This window comes from Mesorhizobium sp. M0140, assembly GCF_040322475.1.
GTDB lineage: Bacteria > Pseudomonadota > Alphaproteobacteria > Rhizobiales > Rhizobiaceae > Mesorhizobium.
This window is the reverse complement of record NZ_JAMYTM010000001.1, coordinates 320815-340903: the sequence shown is the minus strand read 5'-3', so window position 1 is coordinate 340903 and position 20089 is coordinate 320815. Positions and strand designations below refer to the sequence as shown.

General features: G+C 63.6%; 22 protein-coding genes. 9 read left to right on the top strand and 13 right to left on the bottom strand.

Annotated elements, in window-relative coordinates; all coding sequences use genetic code 11:
* Positions 1 to 24: 24 nt before the first annotated feature.
* Positions 25 to 1125, bottom strand: coding sequence for a 3,4-dihydroxy-2-butanone-4-phosphate synthase (gene ribB, locus NKJ37_RS01610; protein ID WP_127268178.1), 1101 nt, complete (start codon positions 1123 to 1125; stop codon positions 25 to 27).
* Between the two features lie 101 nt (positions 1126 to 1226).
* Positions 1227 to 2336, bottom strand: coding sequence for a chorismate synthase (aroC, locus tag NKJ37_RS01605; protein WP_352772311.1), 1110 nt, complete (start codon positions 2334 to 2336; stop codon positions 1227 to 1229).
* 181 nt (positions 2337 to 2517) lie between these two features.
* Here aroC and NKJ37_RS01600 point away from each other — a divergent pair, with 181 nt between their 5' ends.
* Entirely contained in the window at positions 2518 to 2778 is a 261-nt protein-coding gene (locus NKJ37_RS01600) for a DUF1344 domain-containing protein (protein WP_352772308.1), read from the top strand.
* A gap of 76 nt (positions 2779 to 2854) precedes the next feature.
* Here NKJ37_RS01600 and NKJ37_RS01595 read toward each other — a convergent pair whose 3' ends face one another.
* From NKJ37_RS01595 to NKJ37_RS01580, 4 genes are all read right to left on the bottom strand, one after another.
* A complete protein-coding gene (locus NKJ37_RS01595) occupies positions 2855 to 3442 on the bottom strand; it encodes a histidine phosphatase family protein (RefSeq protein WP_352772306.1) in 588 nt (195 codons plus the stop codon).
* Between the two features lie 46 nt (positions 3443 to 3488).
* Positions 3489 to 4307 carry an enoyl-ACP reductase FabI gene (fabI, locus tag NKJ37_RS01590; protein WP_023808634.1) on the bottom strand — a complete coding sequence of 273 codons (819 nt, stop codon included), beginning with the start codon at positions 4305 to 4307 and terminating at the stop codon, positions 3489 to 3491.
* Between the two features lie 106 nt (positions 4308 to 4413).
* On the bottom strand, positions 4414 to 5343 hold the full coding sequence (locus NKJ37_RS01585; protein WP_352772303.1) for a DnaJ C-terminal domain-containing protein: 930 nt from the start codon (positions 5341 to 5343) through the stop codon (positions 4414 to 4416).
* A gap of 132 nt (positions 5344 to 5475) precedes the next feature.
* A complete protein-coding gene (locus NKJ37_RS01580) occupies positions 5476 to 5937 on the bottom strand; it encodes an RT0821/Lpp0805 family surface protein (protein ID WP_023808636.1) in 462 nt (153 codons plus the stop codon).
* Positions 5938 to 6014: 77 nt separating this feature from the next.
* On the opposite strand from NKJ37_RS01580, the gene pdxH reads away from it, so the two are divergent.
* Positions 6015 to 6632 (top strand): pyridoxamine 5'-phosphate oxidase, encoded by a 618-nt coding sequence (pdxH, locus tag NKJ37_RS01575; protein WP_352439989.1) that lies wholly within the window; start codon positions 6015 to 6017, stop codon positions 6630 to 6632.
* 9 nt (positions 6633 to 6641) lie between these two features.
* Here pdxH and NKJ37_RS01570 read toward each other — a convergent pair whose 3' ends face one another.
* Together NKJ37_RS01570 and NKJ37_RS01565 are read right to left on the bottom strand one after the other, a co-directional pair.
* A complete protein-coding gene (locus tag NKJ37_RS01570) occupies positions 6642 to 7394 on the bottom strand; it encodes a crotonase/enoyl-CoA hydratase family protein (RefSeq protein ID WP_352772300.1) in 753 nt (250 codons plus the stop codon).
* A 20-nt stretch (positions 7395 to 7414) separates the two neighbouring features.
* A complete protein-coding gene (locus NKJ37_RS01565) occupies positions 7415 to 9184 on the bottom strand; it encodes an acyl-CoA dehydrogenase family protein (RefSeq protein ID WP_352439991.1) in 1770 nt (589 codons plus the stop codon).
* Between the two features lie 214 nt (positions 9185 to 9398).
* Here NKJ37_RS01565 and NKJ37_RS01560 point away from each other — a divergent pair, with 214 nt between their 5' ends.
* The 3 genes from NKJ37_RS01560 to NKJ37_RS01550 all read left to right on the top strand — a co-directional run bounded on the left by NKJ37_RS01560 (position 9399) and on the right by NKJ37_RS01550 (position 11131).
* The gene (locus NKJ37_RS01560; RefSeq protein ID WP_013532811.1) at positions 9399 to 9617 is read left to right on the top strand and encodes a hypothetical protein; all 219 of its coding nucleotides are present in this window, start codon (positions 9399 to 9401) and stop codon (positions 9615 to 9617) included.
* Positions 9618 to 9658: 41 nt separating this feature from the next.
* Complete coding sequence (locus NKJ37_RS01555) at positions 9659 to 9850, top strand: type II toxin -antitoxin system TacA 1-like antitoxin (RefSeq protein ID WP_352628619.1); 192 nt, start codon at positions 9659 to 9661, stop codon at positions 9848 to 9850.
* A 171-nt stretch (positions 9851 to 10021) separates the two neighbouring features.
* Positions 10022 to 11131 carry a glycoside hydrolase family 25 protein gene (locus tag NKJ37_RS01550; protein ID WP_352772371.1) on the top strand — a complete coding sequence of 370 codons (1110 nt, stop codon included), beginning with the start codon at positions 10022 to 10024 and terminating at the stop codon, positions 11129 to 11131.
* 14 nt (positions 11132 to 11145) lie between these two features.
* Here NKJ37_RS01550 and purD read toward each other — a convergent pair whose 3' ends face one another.
* Together purD and NKJ37_RS01540 are read right to left on the bottom strand one after the other, a co-directional pair.
* Complete coding sequence (gene purD / locus NKJ37_RS01545; RefSeq protein ID WP_352772296.1) at positions 11146 to 12423, bottom strand: phosphoribosylamine--glycine ligase; 1278 nt, start codon at positions 12421 to 12423, stop codon at positions 11146 to 11148.
* Positions 12424 to 12704: 281 nt separating this feature from the next.
* Positions 12705 to 13520, bottom strand: coding sequence for a phytanoyl-CoA dioxygenase family protein (locus tag NKJ37_RS01540; protein WP_352772293.1), 816 nt, complete (start codon positions 13518 to 13520; stop codon positions 12705 to 12707).
* 89 nt (positions 13521 to 13609) lie between these two features.
* On the opposite strand from NKJ37_RS01540, the gene NKJ37_RS01535 reads away from it, so the two are divergent.
* Positions 13610 to 14521, top strand: a complete 912-nt coding sequence (locus NKJ37_RS01535) for a LysR family transcriptional regulator (protein WP_352722795.1) — start codon at positions 13610 to 13612, stop codon at positions 14519 to 14521.
* Positions 14522 to 14589: 68 nt separating this feature from the next.
* Complete coding sequence (gene ubiA, locus NKJ37_RS01530) at positions 14590 to 15573, top strand: 4-hydroxybenzoate octaprenyltransferase (RefSeq protein ID WP_352772368.1); 984 nt, start codon at positions 14590 to 14592, stop codon at positions 15571 to 15573.
* Between the two features lie 36 nt (positions 15574 to 15609).
* Here the strand turns inward: ubiA and NKJ37_RS01525 are convergent, their stop codons facing one another.
* The 3 genes from NKJ37_RS01525 to NKJ37_RS01515 all read right to left on the bottom strand — a co-directional run bounded on the left by NKJ37_RS01525 (position 15610) and on the right by NKJ37_RS01515 (position 18777).
* A complete protein-coding gene (locus NKJ37_RS01525) occupies positions 15610 to 16176 on the bottom strand; it encodes a DUF6101 family protein (RefSeq protein ID WP_023808648.1) in 567 nt (188 codons plus the stop codon).
* Positions 16177 to 16362: 186 nt separating this feature from the next.
* Positions 16363 to 17793 (bottom strand): FAD-binding oxidoreductase, encoded by a 1431-nt coding sequence (locus tag NKJ37_RS01520; protein WP_023808649.1) that lies wholly within the window; start codon positions 17791 to 17793, stop codon positions 16363 to 16365.
* Between the two features lie 9 nt (positions 17794 to 17802).
* A complete protein-coding gene (locus NKJ37_RS01515) occupies positions 17803 to 18777 on the bottom strand; it encodes an L-threonylcarbamoyladenylate synthase (protein ID WP_164892811.1) in 975 nt (324 codons plus the stop codon).
* Positions 18778 to 18969: 192 nt separating this feature from the next.
* On the opposite strand from NKJ37_RS01515, the gene NKJ37_RS01510 reads away from it, so the two are divergent.
* Positions 18970 to 19452, top strand: a complete 483-nt coding sequence (locus tag NKJ37_RS01510) for a hypothetical protein (protein ID WP_128302477.1) — start codon at positions 18970 to 18972, stop codon at positions 19450 to 19452.
* A 179-nt stretch (positions 19453 to 19631) separates the two neighbouring features.
* The gene (locus NKJ37_RS01505; protein WP_352772289.1) at positions 19632 to 20021 is read left to right on the top strand and encodes a hypothetical protein; all 390 of its coding nucleotides are present in this window, start codon (positions 19632 to 19634) and stop codon (positions 20019 to 20021) included.
* Positions 20022 to 20089 lie beyond the last annotated feature (68 nt).

Genomic DNA, 20089 nt, shown 5'->3' with positions numbered 1-20089 from the left:
GGTTTCGAGCCGGGCGCTATCTGATTAGAGGATCTCGGTCTTGGCGATATGGATGCCAAAACCTTCGAGGCCGACATAGTGGCGTTCGCGCGAGGCGATCAGGTTGATCGAGGAGATGCCGAGATCCTTGAGGATCTGCGCGCCGAGCCCGATCTCGCGCCACTCGTTTTCGCGGCGGCGAGCCTCTTCGTGATCCTCACGGTCGCCGCTTGCCGGCCGTTTGCGTTCCTGATGCGCAACGCCGACGGAACCTTCTCTGAGATAGACGATGACGCCGCGCCTGCGCTCGCCCATTGCCTTCATGATGGCGTCGAGCCGGTGGCTGGTGCCGAAGACATCGGTCACCACATCCTCGGAATGCAGACGCACCGGCACTTCCTCGCCGTCACGAATGTCGCCGAAGACGATCGCGACGTGATGCATGGAGTCCCAGGGCAGCGTATAGGTGAAGACCTGTGCCTTGCCGCCGAGCGTGTCGATTTCCGAGCACGCGACGCGTTCGACCAGCGTCTCCTTGCGCTGCCGGTAGGCGATGAGGTCGGCGACCGAAACCTGCTTCAGCCCATGCTCCTCGGCGAAAGCCTGCACCTGCGGGCCGCGCTTGACGGTGCCGTCATCATTGACCAGCTCGGAAATGACACCGACCGGCGGCAGGCCGGCGAGCTTGCACAGGTCGACCGCTGCTTCGGTATGGCCGGAGCGCATCAGCACGCCGCCTTCGCGCGCGATCAGCGGAAAGATGTGGCCGGGTCGGACGAAATCCGAGCCACCGACATTACCGTTGGCAAGATTGCGAACGGTCAGGGTACGGTCCTCGGCTGAAATGCCCGTCGTGGTGCCGTGCTTGAAATCGACGCTGACGGTGAAGGCGGTGGTGTGGGCGGAATCGTTGTCGGCGACCATGGGCGCAAGGTTCAGCCGCTTGGCTTCCTCGCGCGGCATCGGCGTGCAGACGATGCCGGAGGTGTGGCGCACGATAAACGCCATCTTTTCAGGCGTGCAGTGGACGGCGGCGACGATCAGGTCGCCCTCGTTCTCGCGCCCGTCATCATCCATGACGACGACGATCTCGCCGCGTTCGAAAGCACGCAGGGCTTCGACGATTTTCTTCTGGTCGTAAGGCATGGGTACTCGCTTCGCTCGCAGGGGAATAAGGGAGTAGGGCAGTACGGGAGTAGGGAAAAGCAAAAATTTGGCTGACCGAGCTAAGAGCGCAACATATTCCCCTATTCCCCTATTCCCCTTCCCGTCTGCCCTCGATGCCGCAGATAGTGATCGGCAATCGCGCAGGCAACCATTGCCTCGCCGATCGGCACGGCGCGGATGCCGACGCATGGATCGTGGCGGCCCTTGGTCATGATCTCGACGTCCTTGCCGTCCTTGTCGATCGACTTTCGCGGCGTCAGGATCGACGAGGTCGGCTTGACGGCGAAACGGGCGACGATCGCCTGGCCGGTCGAGATACCGCCGAGGATGCCGCCGGCATTGTTGGACAGGAACACCGGCTTGCCGTCATTGCCGATGCGCATCTCGTCGGCATTCTGCTCGCCGGTGATACGGGCGGCCTCGAAACCATTGCCGATCTCGACGCCCTTGACGGCGTTGATCGACATCAGGCCGGAGGCGATGTCCTGGTCGAGCTTGGCATAGATCGGCGCGCCAAGGCCGGCTGGAACGCCGTCGGCGACGATTTCGATCACCGCGCCGACCGAGGAGCCCGCCTTGCGGATGCCGTCGAGATAGCTGGTGAAGACGGGAACGGAAGCCGGATCGGGGGTGAAGAACGGATTTTCCGCGTCGCCGATGAAGTTCCAGTTCCAGTTGGCGCGGTCGATCGATTTCTCGCCCATCGACACCAGCGCGCCGCGCACCACCACGCCCGGAACCACCTTGCGCGCCAAGGCACCGGCCGCCACCCTGGCAGCCGTCTCGCGGGCCGAGGAGCGGCCGCCGCCACGATAATCGCGCACCCCGTATTTCACGTCATAGGTGTAGTCGGCATGGCCGGGCCGGTATTGGCGGGCGATCTCGCCATAGTCCTTCGAGCGCTGGTCGACATTCTCGATCAGCATCGACACCGGCGTGCCGGTGGTGATCATCGTCTCGCCGTCCTCGTCGAGGATGAAGCCTGACAGGATCTTCACTTCATCTGGTTCGCGACGCTGCGTCACGAAACGTGATTGGCCCGGCCGGCGCTTATCGAGCTCGACCTGGATGTCGTCGCGCTTAAAGCGGATGCCAGGCGGACAGCCGTCGACCACGCAGCCGAGGGCGGCGCCATGGCTTTCACCCCAGGTGGTGACGCGAAAAAGGTGGCCGAACGTGTTGTGAGACATGGAAAGTGCCCTGCCCGGCAGCGGAGCCGGCTGAAGCCTGCCTTCTATTGGCGTTTTTCGCAGTGGTCAAACTGTCATCCCAGCCGTTTAAGTTTTGACACATTCGGCTGGTTTCTGCTTTCTTCCATCCGCCGTGAGTATCCGCCGCCACCGTGCCGGTGCAATGATAAGAGGAACGATTATGCGTACCCTGATTGGCGCCATTGCCGCCACGCTGCTGCTTTCCACCGCCGCTTTCGCCGGCCAGACCGAAGGCCTGATCAAGAAGATCGACAAGGACACGGCGACGCTGACGCTGGATGACGGCAAGTCCTACAAGCTGAACGCCGATACCGATCTCGACGCGCTGAAGCCGGGCATGGACATCGTCATCGCCTACGATGTAACCAATGGTGAAAACATCGTCACCGACATGGAACTGCCGGACAGCTCTGCCAACTAGAGCTTCCAACCTCAATTGAATGCAGTGTTTGCCATTCAGTTTTCGCTGAGCGGCACTGACCAATGGTCTTTACGGTCTAAAGCCACTCCAGACTTTTGCCTTCGAGCTTAAGCAAACGATCGTGCGGTATTTCCAGGTTCGCTGCCTCGTTCTCGGTCAGCCCCAGAACGAAGCGAAACAAGGTGCGCATGACGCCGCCATGGGTCACGGAGATCGTCTGGCGTTCGATCGCGTCGAAGCATGGCCTCACCCGTTCGAGCAGCATCTGGTAGCTCTCCGCACCTTCACCGGGCGGCTGAAAGTTCCATTTGTCCAGCGCGCGCGTCCTGCTCGCTCCGGGATATCGTGTCTCGAGTTCGGCAAAGGTAAATCCCTGCCAATCGCCGAAATTGACTTCGACGAGGCGCGGGTCGGTTCGATAGGCACCCGGATCGAGCTTCATCGCAGCGCGAATACGCTGCATCGTTTCGCGCGTCCGTTTCATCGGACTGGCGAGGAAATCGAACTCCCAGGGATTTGGGACCAACGCGGCTAGCCGAAGCCCGTTGCCGGTCGCCTGCTCGCGGCCAAGAGCGTTGAGATCGGTGTCGGCCTGCCCTTGAAGCCGCATTTCGGCGTTCCACGCGGTCTGGCCGTGGCGCGCGATATAAACCAGCGGGTACATCAGGTCTTCCGGTGCGGGATCGGGACGGACGACGGTTGGCCGGGCGTTAGTCCTTGACCGTCGAAATATCAGGCGCGTCGACGGCCTTCATGCCGACGACGTGGTAGCCCGAATCGACGTGATGCACTTCACCGGTGACGCCGCGCGACAGATCGGACAGGAAATAGACGCCGGAATCGCCGACTTCCTCCTGCGTCACCGTCTGCTTCAGCGGCGAATTGTACTCGTTCCACTTCAGGATGTAGCGGAAATCGCCGATGCCGGAGGCCGCAAGCGTCTTGATCGGGCCGGCCGAAATGGCGTTGACGCGGATCTTCTTGGCGCCGAGGTCGACCGCCAAATAGCGCACGCTGGCCTCGAGCGCCGCCTTGGCGACACCCATGACGTTGTAGTGCGGCATGACCTTTTCGGCGCCGTAGTAGGTCAGCGTCAGCAACGAGCCGCCATTGGTCATCAGCGCCTCGGCGCGCTTCGCAATGGTGGTGAAGGAATAGACCGAAATGTCCATGGTGCGCAGGAAATTGTCGCGCGTCGTCTCGACATAGCGGCCGGTCAGCTCGTCCTTGTCGGAGAAGGCAATGGCGTGGACGAGGAAATCAAGCTTGCCCCAATGTTTGGCGACATTGGCGAAAACCTCGTCCAGGCTCGCCGGATCGGTGACGTCGCAATGGCCGGCGACAAAGGCGCCCAGTTCCGCCGCCAGCGGCTCGACGCGCTTCTTGAACGCCTCGCCCTGATAGGTCAGCGCGATCTCGGCGCCATGGTCGACGCACGACTTGGCGATGCCATAGGCGATCGACCTGTTGTTGGCGACGCCAAGAATGAGGCCGCGCTTGCCGGCCATTAGGCCCTGTCCACCCGCCATGTGAGCGCTCTCCGCAAGATTTCAGCTTTGTGGGTTGCCCTATCGCACAGGCACAGAGCCCCTTCAAGCGTTCAAACCGGACAGTTCAGGGGACAAAAGCCGCCGATCAGCCTTTTTGGCTGCGCAACAGCGCTTCGAGCGCGCTATCACCGCCTTCCGGCAGCATGATACGCACATGAGCGTAGAGATCGCCGTGGCCGCCGGCCTTTTCCGGCAGGCCTCTGCCCTTCAGCCGCAGGACCTTGTCGGAGCTCGACCAGGCAGGAATGTTGACCGCGAGCCTCCCGGTCGGCGTCTCGACCGGCACCTTGGCGCCGAGCACCGCATCCGCCAGCGCCACCGGCAGATCGGCGTGCAGGTCGCGGCCCTCGATGCGGTAGCGTGGATGGCGGCGCAGATGGATCTTGACCAGCGCGTCGCCCGGCTGGCCCGGCCCCTGCTCGCCTTGGCCCTTGAGGCGGATGGTCTGGCCATCCTCGACATAGGCCGGCAGCTTGACCGCCACCTTGCGGCCGTCGGGGAACATCGCCGTCACCTTTTCGGCGGTCGCCGCTTCCTCGATGGTGACATCGAGCGTGACGTTCAGATCGGCTGCTGTCGCCTGCTGGCGGCGATCGCCCGTTCCGGGACCGCGCGCGCCCGAAAAGGTGTCGCCAAAAATCTGGCTGAAGATGTCGCTGTTGCCGTCGAACGGATCGCCACCCGGTCGGCCGGAGCGGAATTCGAACCGCGAACCGCCCGGACCTTGCTGCCGGCGGAAGCCACCGAAGGGATCGCCGCCACCGGCAGCGCCCTCAAAGCCTTGGAATCGCGGCTTGCCGTCGGCGTCGATTTCGCCGCGATCGAAAGCGGCGCGATTCTTTTCGTCGCCGACGATCTCATAGGCCTGGTTGGCCGCGGCAAAACGGTCCTTCGCCTTGGGATCATTCGGGTTCTGATCCGGATGATGCTTCTTGGCGAGTTTCCGGTACGCCGATTTTATATCCTTAGCCGATGCGTTCTTGGCAACGCCCAGCACCTCATAGGGGTCGCGCATGCTTACTGCCCTGGAGAAGAGTTGAGTCTCTAGCTGCCCCCTATATGCGCTCGCATAGGAAGAAATTCCAGTGCTGGAGCCGCATATCAGACGCGGAAATCAGAGCCGGTCCGATCGGCTTGCGGATCAGGCTCAGAGTGCCTTGAAGTCCTGCATGCGCCAGCCGCCGGCGCTGGCCAGGCACAGTTCGCCTTCAAACATGGCAACGCCGTCAAAGCTTTCGCGCGAGGCCTTGAAGCGGCGGCAGGTCTGGCCGTTGTCCTTCAATTCCGCCAGATCGGTGATGGAACCGCGCGAGCCGGTATCGGCATTGGCCCATGGGACGGCCTGCCCGCCGAGCTGCTCAATGTCGGCCGAGGAGACTGCATTGCCGATCGTCGTCTGGTCGGAGTCGCGATCCAAATTGGCCGGCGCGGCCGAGGCCGACGTGCTGCTGGTCAGAATCGAACGGTCGACTTCGGCTTTTTCCAGGCTGAAGCCGCCGGCGCCACAAGCGGCAAGCGGCAAGGCGACCGCCACGATCGCGGCTTTCGCGCTGGCCGAAGCGATAACGCTCCATTGCCTGCTGTCAAAAGCTTGCGCGATACGCGACAATCGGCAGCCTCCCCCTTGCTTCGTTAAGAATCTTGGTTTTGTAAGAATCTTGGCTTCGTGACAATTTGAGAAAAACTATGAGTGACACTGAGTTAACAAGCGGTGACTTTACCGAGGCTGCCGAGCCGTTTCGCCTCTTTGCCGCATGGCTGGACGACGCAACGAAAAGCGAGCCGAACGACCCCAACGGCGTGGCTCTGGCGACCGTCGATGCCGACGGCATGCCGGATGTGCGTATGGTGTTGCTCAAGGGATTCGATGAAGGCGGGTTTGTCTTCTACACGAATTTCGAGAGCGCCAAGGGCCAGGAGATTCTTGGCAGCATGAAGGCGGCGATGTGTTTCCATTGGAAGTCGCTGCGCCGCCAGGTGCGCATTCGCGGACCGGTGGAGATCGTCAGCGACGCCGAAGCCGACGCCTATTACGCGACGCGGCCGCGCGGCAGCCGCATCGGCGCCTGGGCCTCGAAACAGTCGCGACCACTGGAAAGCCGCTTTGCGCTGGAAAAGGCGGTGGCAGAATACACGGCACGCTATCCGATCGGCGAGATCCCCCGGCCAAAGCACTGGTCCGGCTTCCGAATCGTGCCGAGCACCATCGAGTTCTGGCACGACAGGCCGTTCCGCCTGCACGACCGGCTCGTCTTCAGCCGCGACGCGAAAGGCGCCTGGGATAAGACGAGGCTTTATCCCTGAAGGAGAGGCTCAGGCCTTCTTTCTCGTCATGAACGCGGTGAGCGCGGCGCGGGCCTCATCGGACTTCAGCCGCTCGCGAAAATGCTCGCTTTCCTCGCCGATGCGGGCGACGAGGTCGTCTCGCGAGCCACGCATCAGGTCGCGCGCGATCTTCAGCGCCTGCGGCGGCTTGGCCGCGATCTGCCCGGCCGCCGCCAGCACCGAGGCCTCCAGCGCTGCTTCCTCGACCACCTCGTAGATCAGGCCGGCGGCCTTCGCCCGTTCAGCCGAAAAGCCTTCGCCGAGGCCGAGCAGCGCGAAGGCACCCTGCTGCCCGAGGATGCGCGGCGCCAGAAGGCTCGATCCCGCCTCAGGCACCAGGCCAAGGTCGACGAAAGGCGTCCTGAACACGGTGCGTGGCGTGGCGAAGGTCAAGTCGCAATGCAGGTTGAGCGTGGTTCCGATGCCGACCGCGATGCCGTCGACGCCGGAGACCATGGGTTTTTCGACCTTGGCCAGGGCCATCAGGAAATCCCAGACTTCGGTGCCGCCGTCGCCGCCGGTGGCGACGACCATGAAGTCGGCAAGGTCGTTGCCGGAGGAGAAAGCGCCGGGCACGCCGAGGAAGACATGGACGCGGATCGCGGGATCGGCGTCGCCTTCAGCCAGGGCTTTTGACATTTTCGCATACATGGCGCGCGTCAGCGCGTTCTTCTTGTCCGGCCGGTTCATGCGGATAATCTGGATGGCGCCCTGGCGCTCGACGAGGATATGGTCTGTCACGGTGTCTTCCTTGTGAAACGTCAGGCGGAGACGAGCGTCTTGCCGGCAGCGGCGAGGCTTTCGGCGCCATCGATGACGCGCGCCCTCAAGGCGCTGACCTCGCCGAGCAGGTTTTCGGCAAAGAAACGGCAAAGCGCTATGCGGTTGTGATCGGCAAGAGCACCGCGCGCCAGATAGGCGCCGCCGGCGGCAAGCGAGATCAGCCTGAGATAGGGCGTGGCGCCTGCCAGCGCCTCTTCCGACCGGCCATCGGCCGTCAGTTTTTGCAGGAAGCGGGTCGCTTCGCTGAGATCGCCAAGTGCCGCGTCGAGAGCGTCGGCGGTGCGGCCGAAACCCTTCATGTTCGAGGTCCGCACCGCTGCGGCCATATCAGCCAGTTCGGCGATGTAACCATGCACATGGTCGCCACCGCCGAGTGGCAGCTTGCGCATCACCAGATCGATCGCCTGGATGCCGTTGGTGCCCTCGTAGATCGGCGCGATGCGCGCGTCACGATAGAAGGCGGCCGCTCCCGTCTCCTCGATGAAACCCATGCCGCCATGAACCTGGAGGCCGAGTGAGGCAACTTCGACGCCGATATCGGTCGAGAACGCCTTTGCCAGCGGCGTCAGCAGATTGGCGCGGTCGCGCCAGTGTGCCGCCTCGTCACCGGCGGAGACACGGGCCATGTCGATGGCGTGGGCACAGGAATAGCTGATGGCGCGTGCGGTCTGGGTCAGCGCCTTCATGGTCAGCAGGCTACGCTGGACATCGGGGTGATGGACGATAGGCGCCATACCCGTGCCAGTGTAGCTCGAGGCCTTGCCCTGCCGGCGCTCATTGGCATAGGCGATCGCCTTCTGCGTTGCGGCTTCCGCGACCGCCACCCCCTGCATGCCGACACAAAGCCGCGCATTGTTCATCATGGTGAACATGCAGGCTAGCCCCTTGTTCTCCTCGCCGATCAGCCAGCCGACGGCGCCGGGTTCGGCCCCTTCGAAGCCGTCGCCATAGATCATGGTGCAGGTCGGCGAGGCATGGATTCCGAGTTTATGCTCAAGTCCGAAACAGAAGACGTCGTTGCGGCCGCCGAGCGCGCCATCGTCGCCGACCAGGAATTTCGGCACCAGGAACAACGATATGCCGCGCGTGCCGGCCGGCGCATCGGGCAGCCGCGCCAGCACCAGATGGATGATGTTGTCGGTGAAATCGTGCTCGCCATAGGTGATGAAGATTTTTTGGCCGAAGATGCGGTAGCTGCCGTCACCCGCCGGCTCGGCACGGGCGCGCAAGGCGGCGAGGTCCGAACCGGCTTCCGGCTCGGTCAGGTTCATCGTGCCCATCCAGTCGCCGGAGACGAGCTTTTCGAGATATTTGGCCTTGAGGTCGTCGGAGGCGTGTTTGTCCAGCGCCTCGACCGCGCCCATGGTCAGCGTCGGGCCGATGCCGAAGGCCATGGCGGCGGAGTTCCACATTTCGAGCGCGGCCACGCCGAGCATGGTCGGCAGCGCCTGGCCGCCATATTCCGCAGGCCCGGAGAGCGCGTTCCAGCCGCCATCGATCCAGCGGCGATAGAGTTCCTTCCAGCCGGGCGGCGTGGTGACGGCGGCGCCGTTCAGCACCGCACCCTGCCGATCGCCGATCGTGTAGAGCGGTGCGACCTCTTCGGTGGCGAAACGGCCGGCCTCGCCAAGAACGGCATCGACCAGATCCTCGCCGAGATCGCCGAAGGTGCCGGCATCGAGCGCCGACTTCATGCCGGCCACGTGCTTGAGCGTGAAGGCGATATCCTCGACCGGTGCCCTATACATGCCGCTCACTCCTCCTGATGCATCGGCCCGCCCAACCCTAGAGCCGGTGCCGCTGCAAAACCACCCGCCGTATCAGCGGTCTCCCATCTTCTTTTTACGTAAACGTCAAATTTTGTCACGCGGATTTTGCAATCGCGGCGGCGCGTATTAAATTCAATCGACGCCGGATCAAATCAACCGGCGACAGATCAGAACCCGCCGACCGGAACCGCCCATGCTTGCCAGACCCGACGCTTACCGCTGCATCGAATGCGGCCTGCCCTATCGAGCGGAGGGGTTCTGCTACCATGGAGGCAGACTGGACCACGGTGCCGCCTACTGGTCGGATCGCGGCATATTGTGCTCGCCGCAATGTTCGCTCGCCCACCACCGCAAACGCGCCGCCGAAGGCACGCTGCGGCAAGAGCCGGCGCCGGACCCGTTTGAATTCTAGCCATTCAGCCGGCGCTGAACGCTCGACCAAAGGTGATCATAATGCCAAACGAACAGACCGGTATTGCCCACACCGAAGCAGCGCAGCCCTCCATTGACGAGGCTGCCGCCATCCGCCTTTCAATCGAGGACCAGATCGCCTTGGTGGCAGCGATTGTGAACCCGCCGGAGCCGAATGAAGCGCTACGCAAAGCCGCGAATGCTTACAAACGGCTTGTCGTTGAATCCCGGTAAATCTCACCCTGATCGTCGATCCACCAAAGGCCACCTCAGCCGTGTCTCCCGCCGAAGCAAATCCTTAACCATGGCGGTTCAGGATTTGCCTTTGATCAACGGGGATTCCCTGTTTTGAAAAGTACGGTGCGCCTTCTTCGCCGCACAGCGCTCCTCGCTCTTGCGGCGACGATGGCGCTTTCGACGGCGGCAACGGCCTCGGATTTTTCCGAGCCGTGGAAGAACGCCGACCGCGCTCTGGTCGTCGATGCCTACGAATACAATTCCATCGACTGGGCCCAGCTCGCCACCGACAAGCGGGTCGTCGGCTTCATCAACAAGGCCTCCGACGGCATGCCGCCGTCCTATTTCTGCCTGGGCAACGACATTGAGGTGAAGCTTTGCAAGGCGCTGTGGAAACGTCATGCGGTGACGCGCGAACTGTTCCAGACGCGCCGGGTGGTCGCCAAGGCACTCGGCCTGAAATGGGGCGCCTATCACCTCGCCCGCCCCGGCAATCCGGTCGAGCAGGCCAACAATTTCCTCGATTTCGCCGAGCCTGCGCCGGACGATCTCATAGCTCTCGACATCGAGGGCAATGATCCCTCGCAATGGATGTCGCTCGACGATGCCGAGGAGTTCGTACGCCATGTGCATCGGCGCATCGGCCGTTTCCCGGTGCTGTACACCAACGGCAAGACCGCCCAGTACATTGCCGACAACAGCTACCGATACCGGCTCCTGTCGCGGCTGCCGCTCTGGTATGCGCGCTACACCAACGACATCGACGTGCATTTCCCGATGGGCAACTGGCAAGGCTACGCACTTTGGCAGTTTTCGGCGCAAGCCAATTGCGGCCGTTTCCGCTGCCCTTACAGGGTTGCCGGCACGCCTAACGACATAGACGTGAATGTCGCGCCGACAGACGCCGCCACGCTGCGCGCGCAATGGCCGTTCGGTGGGCTTATCGACGTGCCGCCGGACTATCTCGCCTCGATACCGCTACCGGTCTCACGCGAGGCCGGCCTCGCCGGCAATGTCACCATCACCTATGCGTCAGTGGCCGCGCCGCCGACTTTCGAGGACATGGTTGCAGCGTTGGGCACACGCTGGTCCCGTTTCCGCGACGGCTTCCGCATGCCAGTCGTGAAGACGGTGCCCCGGAGACCGAGTTTCGGCATTGTCCAATATGTCGCCTGGAAGCGGACCGAGCGGCGTTCGCCCGCACAACTCGACGCTGCCTTTGCCTTGTCCGATCCGCTCAGCACCGCTTCCACCGAACTCGATCGCGGCCAGCGGTGAGCCAACGCGGAACTTCAGGTTCCCTGTTCGCGCGCCACGGCCTGCCAGCCGATATCGCGGCGGCAGAACCCGTCCGGCCAATCGATGCGGTCAAGCGCGGCATAGGCTCGTTTCTGTGCCTCGCCGACCGTGGCGCCTGATGCCGTCACGTTGAGGACGCGGCCGCCATTGGCAACCAGCGCGCCGCCATTGATGGCGGTACCGGCGTGGAAGATCTCGACACCGTCGCTCGCCGCGTCTTCGACGCCGCGGATGACCGAGCCTTTTTCCGGCGTGCCGGGATAGCCTCTCGCCGCCATCACCACGGTGAGTGCCGCCTCGTCGCGCCAGCGCACCGAAGTATGCGCAAGCTGGCCGTCGGTCGCCGCGTTGAGCAGGACCAGCAGATCGTCCTTCAGCCGCATCATCAGCACCTGGCATTCCGGGTCGCCGAAACGGGTGTTGTATTCGATCAGCCTCGGTCCCTTGTCGGTGATCATCAGCCCGGCAAACAGCACGCCGGAGAACGGCGCGCCAAGTTCGGCCATGCCGCGCATGGTCGGCTCGATGATCTCGCGCATGGTGCGCTCGACCAGTTCCGGCGTCATCACCGGTGCCGGCGAATAGGCGCCCATGCCGCCGGTGTTCGGACCGGTGTCGCCGTCGCCGACGCGCTTGTGATCCTGCGCGGTGCCGAAGGGCAGCGCGGTGTTACCGTCGCAGAGACAGAAGAAGCTCGCCTCCTCGCCGGTCATGAATTCCTCGACCACAACTTCCGCGCCGGCGGCGCCGAAGGAACCATCGAAGCAGGCATCGAGTGCTGCCTGTGCTTCACTGGGCGTCATGGCGACGGTGACGCCCTTGCCGGCAGCGAGCCCGTCGGCCTTGATGACGATCGGCGCTCCGGTCTTTTCGACATAGGCCTTGGCCGAGGCCAGATCACTGAAACGGCCATAGGCGGCGGTCGGGATGTCGTAGCGGGCACAGAGGTCCTTGGTGAATCCCTTCGAACCTTCCAGCTGTGCGGCAGCCTTGGAGGGACCGAAGACGCGGATATTTTCGGCGCGCAGATCGTCGGCAATGCCGGCGACCAGCGGCCCCTCCGGACCGATCACCACGAGGTCGATTTTTTTCTCCCGGCAGAACGCGGCCACGGCGGCGTGGTCGGCTAAATCCAGCTTCACCAGCTCAGCCTCGCTGCCGATGCCCGGGTTGCCGGGAGCCGCATAGAGCTTTGTCAGCAGCGGTGATGCGGCAATCTTCCAGGCGAGCGCATGTTCGCGGCCGCCGGAGCCCAGAAGAAGAACGTTCATGGCCACCTCTTGATGCCGAAATTCTGCTCTGGCGGCCATCTGATGGCGTTTTCTGCGCTTCCGTTGCTCACGGACCAAATGTCCGCTCCGCTACGGTTCTCGAAACCACCACCATATGACTCGCCAGAGCGAATTTCGAAACAGTCTCTTGGAGCACCCGCTATTGCTCTCCGGGCGACGGGTCAAGGCATCAGGGTGTTTTGATCGGAATTGCGCACGGGAACGTTACCCCAGCCAGAATATGGGCCTCGAATACCGGCGCTCATATTCTGGCTGCCGCCTCAGCCCTGGTAGACCACCGGAAACCAATCCTCGCGCAATCTCTGTCCCGGCTGCATGCCATGGCCATGATAGGGCGGCGAGGTGCGGCCCGGCCGCTCGACATAGCGCGCATCGTCACCGACCCAGCGAAGCGACAGCGCCCGGCGCCGCGCCGCGGTCATATTGCCACGGGCGCCGTGCGCGGTCCTGAAGTCGAACAGGATGGCGTCGCCCGGCTCCATTTCCCATTCGAGCACCTTCATCGACGGATCCTTGTCGGGATCGGGCACCGGCAGATAGTCGCCCTCGCCGGCATAAAAGTTGCTGTCGTCGAGCCAGCGCACCGGCAGGATCATCTTGTCCCATTTGTGCGAGCCGGCGATCAGACGCAGCGTCGCTTCCTTCACCGGGTCGATGGGTATCCAGAAGCTCACCGTCTGCCGGCCATCGACGAAATAGTAGGGGATGTCCTGATGCCAGGGCGTCGGCTTCTGCGTGCCGGGTTCCTTGACCAGCACGTGATCGTGGAAGAACTGCGCGGTGCGCGACTGCATCACACCCGCCGCCAGTTCGGCGGCGGGTGAGTCCCGCACCAGGCTGACGAATTCGGGGATGCGCTCCCAGTTGCAGTAGTCGTCGAAGAAACTGCCGCGGCCGTTGGCGATGTCGGATGCGGTAGCGCTGCGGCTCTGCATGTTGCGTTCGATGCCGGCGGCAATCGTGTCGACCCAGCCCTTGAAGGCGCCGCGAATGCAGACAGCGCCGTCACGCTGATAGTCGGCAATCGTGGACGCGTCGATCATGGTGGCGTCGATGGTGGCAGTCTGGGAAGCCATGGCGTTCTCCTCTTGGAATGAAGCCATTATCGCAGTATCAATTCATTCAGTAAAATAATAACTTTCCATCCGATATATAGAGTACTCCTATGAGTGTGACCCTCACGCAGCTGCGCTACCTGGTTGCCGTGGCGCGTCACGGCAGCGTCACCGGCGCGGCAAAGATGCTGAACGTCTCTCAGCCGTCGATTTCGGTGGCGATCGACGCGGTCGAAAAGAATTTCGGCCAGAAGCTGTTCGTCCGCCAGCGCGGAAGCGGCGTGTCGCCGACATCGTTCGGCCGCGCCGTCGTGGCCAAGGCAAGGCAGGTTCTCACCGAAACGGACGAACTCGTCGGCCTGGGTTCAAGCAAATCGGCTGTCGCGGGTGAGTTGGTGCTGGGATGCTTCGAGGATCTGGCGCCTTTCTTCGCGCCGGCTTTGATCCGCGCCTTCTCCGAACGCTATCCGGCCGTCAAAATCGTCGTTCGCGACGAGACGTTCGAGACCCTGGGACGACGGCTGGGTGATGCGGCCATCGATCTCGGCCTGACTTATGACCTCAGCCTGCCGACGCATTTCGCCCGCATCCTGTTGCGCGAACTTCGCCCGCATGCGCTGTTGCCGGCAGGCCATGCCCTGGCGGACCGGCCAACGGTCAGCCTTGCCGATTTGGCCGCCTATCCGCTGATCACGACGGACCAGCCGCACAGCTGGCAGCACATGCTCGACCTGTTTCGCAGCCGCGGCCTTTCGCCGGTGGCCGATACGACGACAAGCTCGTTCGAACTGCAGCGGAGCATGGTCGCCAACGGATTCGGAGTCGCGGTCAGCTACACCCGCCCGCACGGCGACCGCAGCTATGACGGCCTGCCGCTCATCTGCAAGCCGCTGTCCGATCCGCTGCCCATGCAGCGGATCCTGCTCACCTATGACACGCATCAGCGTGTGTCGAATGCAGCGCTGGCCTTCGTCGAGGTAGCCAGGGACTGGTTCGCCACCCGCGACATCTTTGCCTCGTGAAAGGCTGACGTGCACCACTCTCCCGCTTGCCGCTTGACGGTTTCTGCCGCTGCTGCCACTCCATGGACATGGAAAACATCCAGTCGAAAGCGGCCCAGGGCCGTGTCGCCGATGCGCCGAACGGCCATTGGGTCTACGGCGTGCTGCCGCGCTCGATATGGCCCTATGCGCAGCTTGCCCGATGGGACAGGCCGATAGGCTGGCAGCTGCTGCTGTGGCCGTGCTGGTGGTCGGCGGCCTTGGCGGCAAGCGCCTATCCGCGTCCCGGCGACCCGCTGCTCTCACTGCTGCCGGCACCAGTGTATCTCGTGCTTTTCCTGGTCGGGGCCATCGCCATGCGTGGCGCCGGCTGCACCTACAACGACCTCGTCGACGAGGACATCGACAGCCAGGTGGAGCGCACGCGCTCGCGACCGCTGCCGTCGGGCAAGGCGACCCGCCGGCGGGCATGGCTGTTTCTCGTCCTGCAGGCTCTGGTCGGCCTCGTCGTGCTCATCCAGTTCAACAGCTTCGCCGTCCTGCTCGGCATCTGCTCACTGGCGGTCATCGCCATCTATCCATTCATGAAGCGGATAACCAACTGGCCGCAACTGGTGCTTGGCCTTGCCTTTTCCTGGGGCGCGCTGATGGGATGGGCGGTCGAGTTCGGCGATCTCGATGGGCCTGCCATCATGCTCTATATCGGCTCGATCCTGTGGGTGATCGGCTACGACACGATCTATGCGCATCAGGACAAGGAAGATGACGCCATTGTCGGCGTGCGCTCGACGGCACGCTTGTTCGGCGACAACACCAAGTCGTGGCTGGCAGGGCTTTATGGTGGCGCGCTGATCTGTTTTGCGATCGCCTTCGCGTCGGCGCAGGCGCCGGTGGTGGCGCTGGCCGGGCTGATTGCCGCCGGCGCCCATATGGCGCGGCAGATCGCGGTTCTGGATATCGACAATCCGGACCAATGCCTGCGACTGTTCAGGTCGAACAACCAGGTCGGCTGGCTGATCTTTCTCGGCCTGATCGGCGGCGCTGTGTGGGTGGCGCTGAAGCCGCTGGTTTAGCGGCTTCCCGTTTCAGCATTCCCAGCGGGATCATGCTCAGTCCCTCGAAATAATCTCCTGGCCGTCGATGACCAGCCTGAGACCGAGGGCGCCTGCTCTGCGGCGAGCGAGGAAACGCGGGCGGCGCGTGTTCGAAATCCGCCCCTTGCGCCGATCCTGCGGCGGCAGCGTCTTGATGGCGGCGCCGAGCGATTCTTCCAGGGTGCGGGCAACGCCGTCCGATTCGATCAGCAGCATCGGCAGACGGTAAGCGTCGGCCCAGGCGCGCCAGTCGGCTGCGACATCGTCGAGATCGTCGGCCACAAGCAGCGGCACCGACAGCATCGGGTCGTTGTGCAGGAGTTCCAGGGTCACCGTGACATTGCCGTCCGGGTCTTCCATGGCGCGGGCGGCAACGCCGCGGAACGCATTGGCGGGCAGAACGATGATTGCGGGCAGGCCGCTCATCTCGAGCAGGCGGCGGATCACGGCGCCGCGCTGGTCGATGGTGAAGGTTACATCGCCGTAGTCGTCGCGAGTCGCGTAGCTCACCACTTGCGGCAGGCGGAATGGGTCGAGACGCATGTTGCGTCCCGCCCAGACTGGCTTCAGTCCGGTGTTCATAGAGTGGCCTTCCTGTCTGTCTCCTGAGAGCCGGTGTCCGGTTCTCTCCGGGCCGGTTTTTCCGGCCTCGTTTGTATGGAGACAGTAGCGCGGGCTCCTTACCGCCCCGCTTAAGAAAGTCGGTTAAATTTTGCTGATCTCAGGGATGGTTATCGGAATCCCACCAGCCACAAGATGTCGAAAGGATCAGATAACCTTACCCGGATTCATGATGCCGGCCGGGTCGAAAGCGGCCTTAACCCTTCGCATCAGATCGATCGCCATCGGCGGCGCGGTGGCGATCAGTTCGTCGCGTTTCAACTGGCCGATGCCGTGCTCGGCCGAGATCGAACCGTGCAGGCTGCGCACCACATCGTGCACCGCCTTGTTCATGGGATGATAGAGAGCGAGGAACGCCTCATCGTCGCCGTCGACGGGCCGCGAAATGTTGTAGTGGAGATTGCCGTCGCCCATATGGCCGAAGCAGACGACGCGGGCACCGGCGCTCACCGACGCCACGGCGCCGGCAGCCTCCGCGATGAAACGCGGAATCGATGCAATAGGCACCGAAATGTCGTGCTTGATCGAGGCGCCCTCCGGCTTCTGCGCCTCGGGCAGCAGCTCGCGGAAATTCCAGAAGGCATCGCCCTGCGTGAGACTCGCGGCAATGACGGCGTCGCCGACGAATTCCTGTTCAAGGCCGGCCGAAAGCACGTCCTCGATCAAGGCTCTCGAATCCTCCGATGAACGACCGGACGAAATCTGCATCAGCACGTACCACGGCCAGTCCTCGATCAGCGGCCGCACCACGCCCTGGGCATGCGCCAGCGTGAAATCATAGGGCCGCTTGCCGATCAGTTCGAAAGCGGTGAGTGCTGCCCCGGCACGGTCCATGGCCAGGCTGAACAGCGAAAGTGCTGCCTCGGGCGACGACAGGCCGACGAAGGCGACTTCGCGCCCCTTCGGCTTCGGGAACAGCTTGAGCACGGCGGCGGTGATGACGCCGAGCGTGCCTTCGGCACCGACGAACAGGTTTTTCAGATCGTAGCCGGTGTTGTCCTTCTTCAGCTTGCGCAGGTCGTCGAACACCTCGCCGGTCGGCAGCACCACCTCGACACCGAGACAGAGTTCGCGCGCATTGCCATAGGCAAGCACTCCGGTGCCGCCGGCATTGGAGGAAAGATTGCCGCCGATCTGGCAGGAGCCTTGCGCGGCCAGCGACAGTGGAAACAGCCGGTCGGCGGCGTCGGCCGCCTCCTGCAGCGTCTGCAGGATGACACCGGCCTCGACCGTCACCGTGTTGGACAAGACATCGATTTCACGGATGCGGTTCAGCCGCGACAGCGACAGGACGATTTCGCGCCCGGACCTGTCCGGCACCTGGGCGCCGACCAGGCCGGTGTTGCCGCTTTGCGGCACGATCGGCGTGCCTGTCTCGGTCGCCAGCCGCATGATCCGGCTGACTTCGTCGACGCTGCCCGGCCGCAGCACCAACGATGTCGCGCCGTGCCAGAGCCCGCGCCGTTCAACGAGGTAAGGCGCGATATCCTGCTCTTCACGCAGCGCATATTTGTCGCCGACGATCGCCGTGAAGCGATCGATGAGAGCGGGATCGAGTGTCTCTGTGATTTCGGTCATGGGGAAAAACTATGTTGCGGGTTGTGGGATGTCACGAGGGGCGGCGGCACGCGACAGCCGATCGTTGATCGCTTCGCCGAGCCCGTCGAAGGGAACCGGCTCGACGGCGATGGTCCGCGCGCCGCTGCGGTCAAGCTCCTGCATATAGGCGAACAGATTGCTCGCCGCTTCGCGCAGGTCACCGGTTTCGGACAAATTGAGGAAGGCTTCGGCGCGGCGCCAGCCTTGCGCCCTCTGGCTGCCGAAGCCGAGCAAAGCCTCGCCCTCGCCGACCGTGCCGGCATGGAGCCGCATCGCAGCACCTGGCGCATAGTGCGAGGCAAGCATGCCCGGCGCCTCGATACCGGCGGTGCCGCCGCGCAACAGCTCCATGCCGATAGCCGCCTCGATCTCCTCGGCGGCGATGCCGCCGGGCCTCAGCAGCCGCAATCTGTTTCCTTCGGCCTTGATGATGGTCGATTCCAGCCCGATCGGGGTCGCGCCTCCATCGACGACCAGCTTGATCCGCGCGCCGAGATCGGCCGCCACCGCTTGCGCGGTCGTCGCGCTGATCCTGCCGGATGAATTGGCGCTGGGCGCGGCAAGCGGGCGGCCGAGCCTGGCGATCAGGTCGCCGCCAAAGCCCCTCGGCATGCGCAAGGCAATCGTATCGAGCCCGGCGGTGACCAGCGGATGGATGCCGTTGCCGGGCCGTTGCGGCAGCACCAGCGTCAGCGGACCTGGCCAGAATGCCAGCGCCAGTTTCCTGGACAGCGGATCGAACATCGCGAGGCGCTCTGCCATCGCCATGTCTGCGACATGGGCAATCAGCGGGTTGAAGCGTGGCCGGCCCTTGGCCTCGAAGATGCGCGCCACGCCGATGCCGTTGGTGGCGTCGCCGGCCAGCCCGTAGACGGTTTCCGTCGGGATGGCGACGACATCGCCCTCCCTGAGCAGCGCCAGCGCCCGCTCCAGCGCCTCGCCCGAGCCAAGTATTTCAGCCACTCTCGTCACCTCACAGATGCGGGGTGCGTAGTACGATGGCGGCCGTTGGGCAAGTCGGCTGTTGGGTAACCGATTGTTGGCGAGCAGGAGCATTGGCGATTTATCAATCCCTAAAATGCTATGTTTCCACGAAAGCCGGCATCAATTCCGGCCTGCTATCGAACAGCTTCTGGGCAAAGGGGAGCGATATCAGTGTCTGCGCGTATCTTGCTGGGTATCATTCTTGCTGCTGCGGCCGGCGAAGCCCAGGCGTCATCCCTGGTTTTTCCAGGCACGCCATCCTCCACACCATCGATCGTCAGGATCGGCGCCCCCAACCAGCCTGGAACCGCCGATGCAGTCAACGCCAGCGATGCGCGGTCGGTGGTGGCAAAAGGGGAAGCGCAGCCCGACGTCACCGATGAAAAGGTGGCGGCGATCCCGGACAAGCCCGCGACCGGGCACGGCTTCCAGCCGGGCCCGATGGTCATTCGTGGCGGCGTTACCGGTCCCGACTTCCCGGCACCGGCGCCAACCGCTGCACCAGCGACAGGTACTGCGCCGGCCGCTGGCACGGCGCCGGCAACGGCCACCGCCTCCGCAGCCCCTTCGGGGACCGAGAACCAACCCACCCCGCCGAGTCCCCCGGCGCCGGCTGCAGGTCAGCGCATGCCTCCCAACGGCTACACCAAATAGCCCCGGCTTGAAGACAGGCTGACATCGATGGCGTGACTTGACGGCGGTCTGGCGACCGGCGCACCATTGCCAAGCAAACCCCGTTTCGGTTTATGTCAGCCGCAGGACGCCATCGCCTGTATTTCGCCAGGCGGTTTTGGCAGACGGGATTTCATCACTAGGGGGTAAAGGGGGGGACCATGAGAAAAGCTGGAATCGTAACCGGGGCTGGCCTTCTGCTGGCGTCACTGCTTGGCGTCCTCGCAGCTCACGCCGACGACATGCTGGGATCTTATGTCGCGCGCATTTCCGATCGCGACCATCAGGCGAGTGACGGCTATGCGCTGGACAATGCCGCGCAGATGGTGCGGCAGGACCGCGCCAACTGGCACAAATTCCACCGCCGTGACAGCGACGACGAGGGTGATGGCTGGTTCAGGACCAACGGCCAGCGCGCCGACCTGCAACGCATGCTGGAACGCGGCGGCGCGATGAGTTCCTCGACCAAGCGCGCCATCGTCAATGGCGAACCGCTGATCCAGGTCGATGTCTACGAAAACAGCGTGCGCGTCAGCATTCTCGAGAACTGACCGGGCCGTCGCCCGGGGCGGCTGACAGTCGGCTTCGGGGACGACTGACAGGAAAAGGCGGCGCCTCA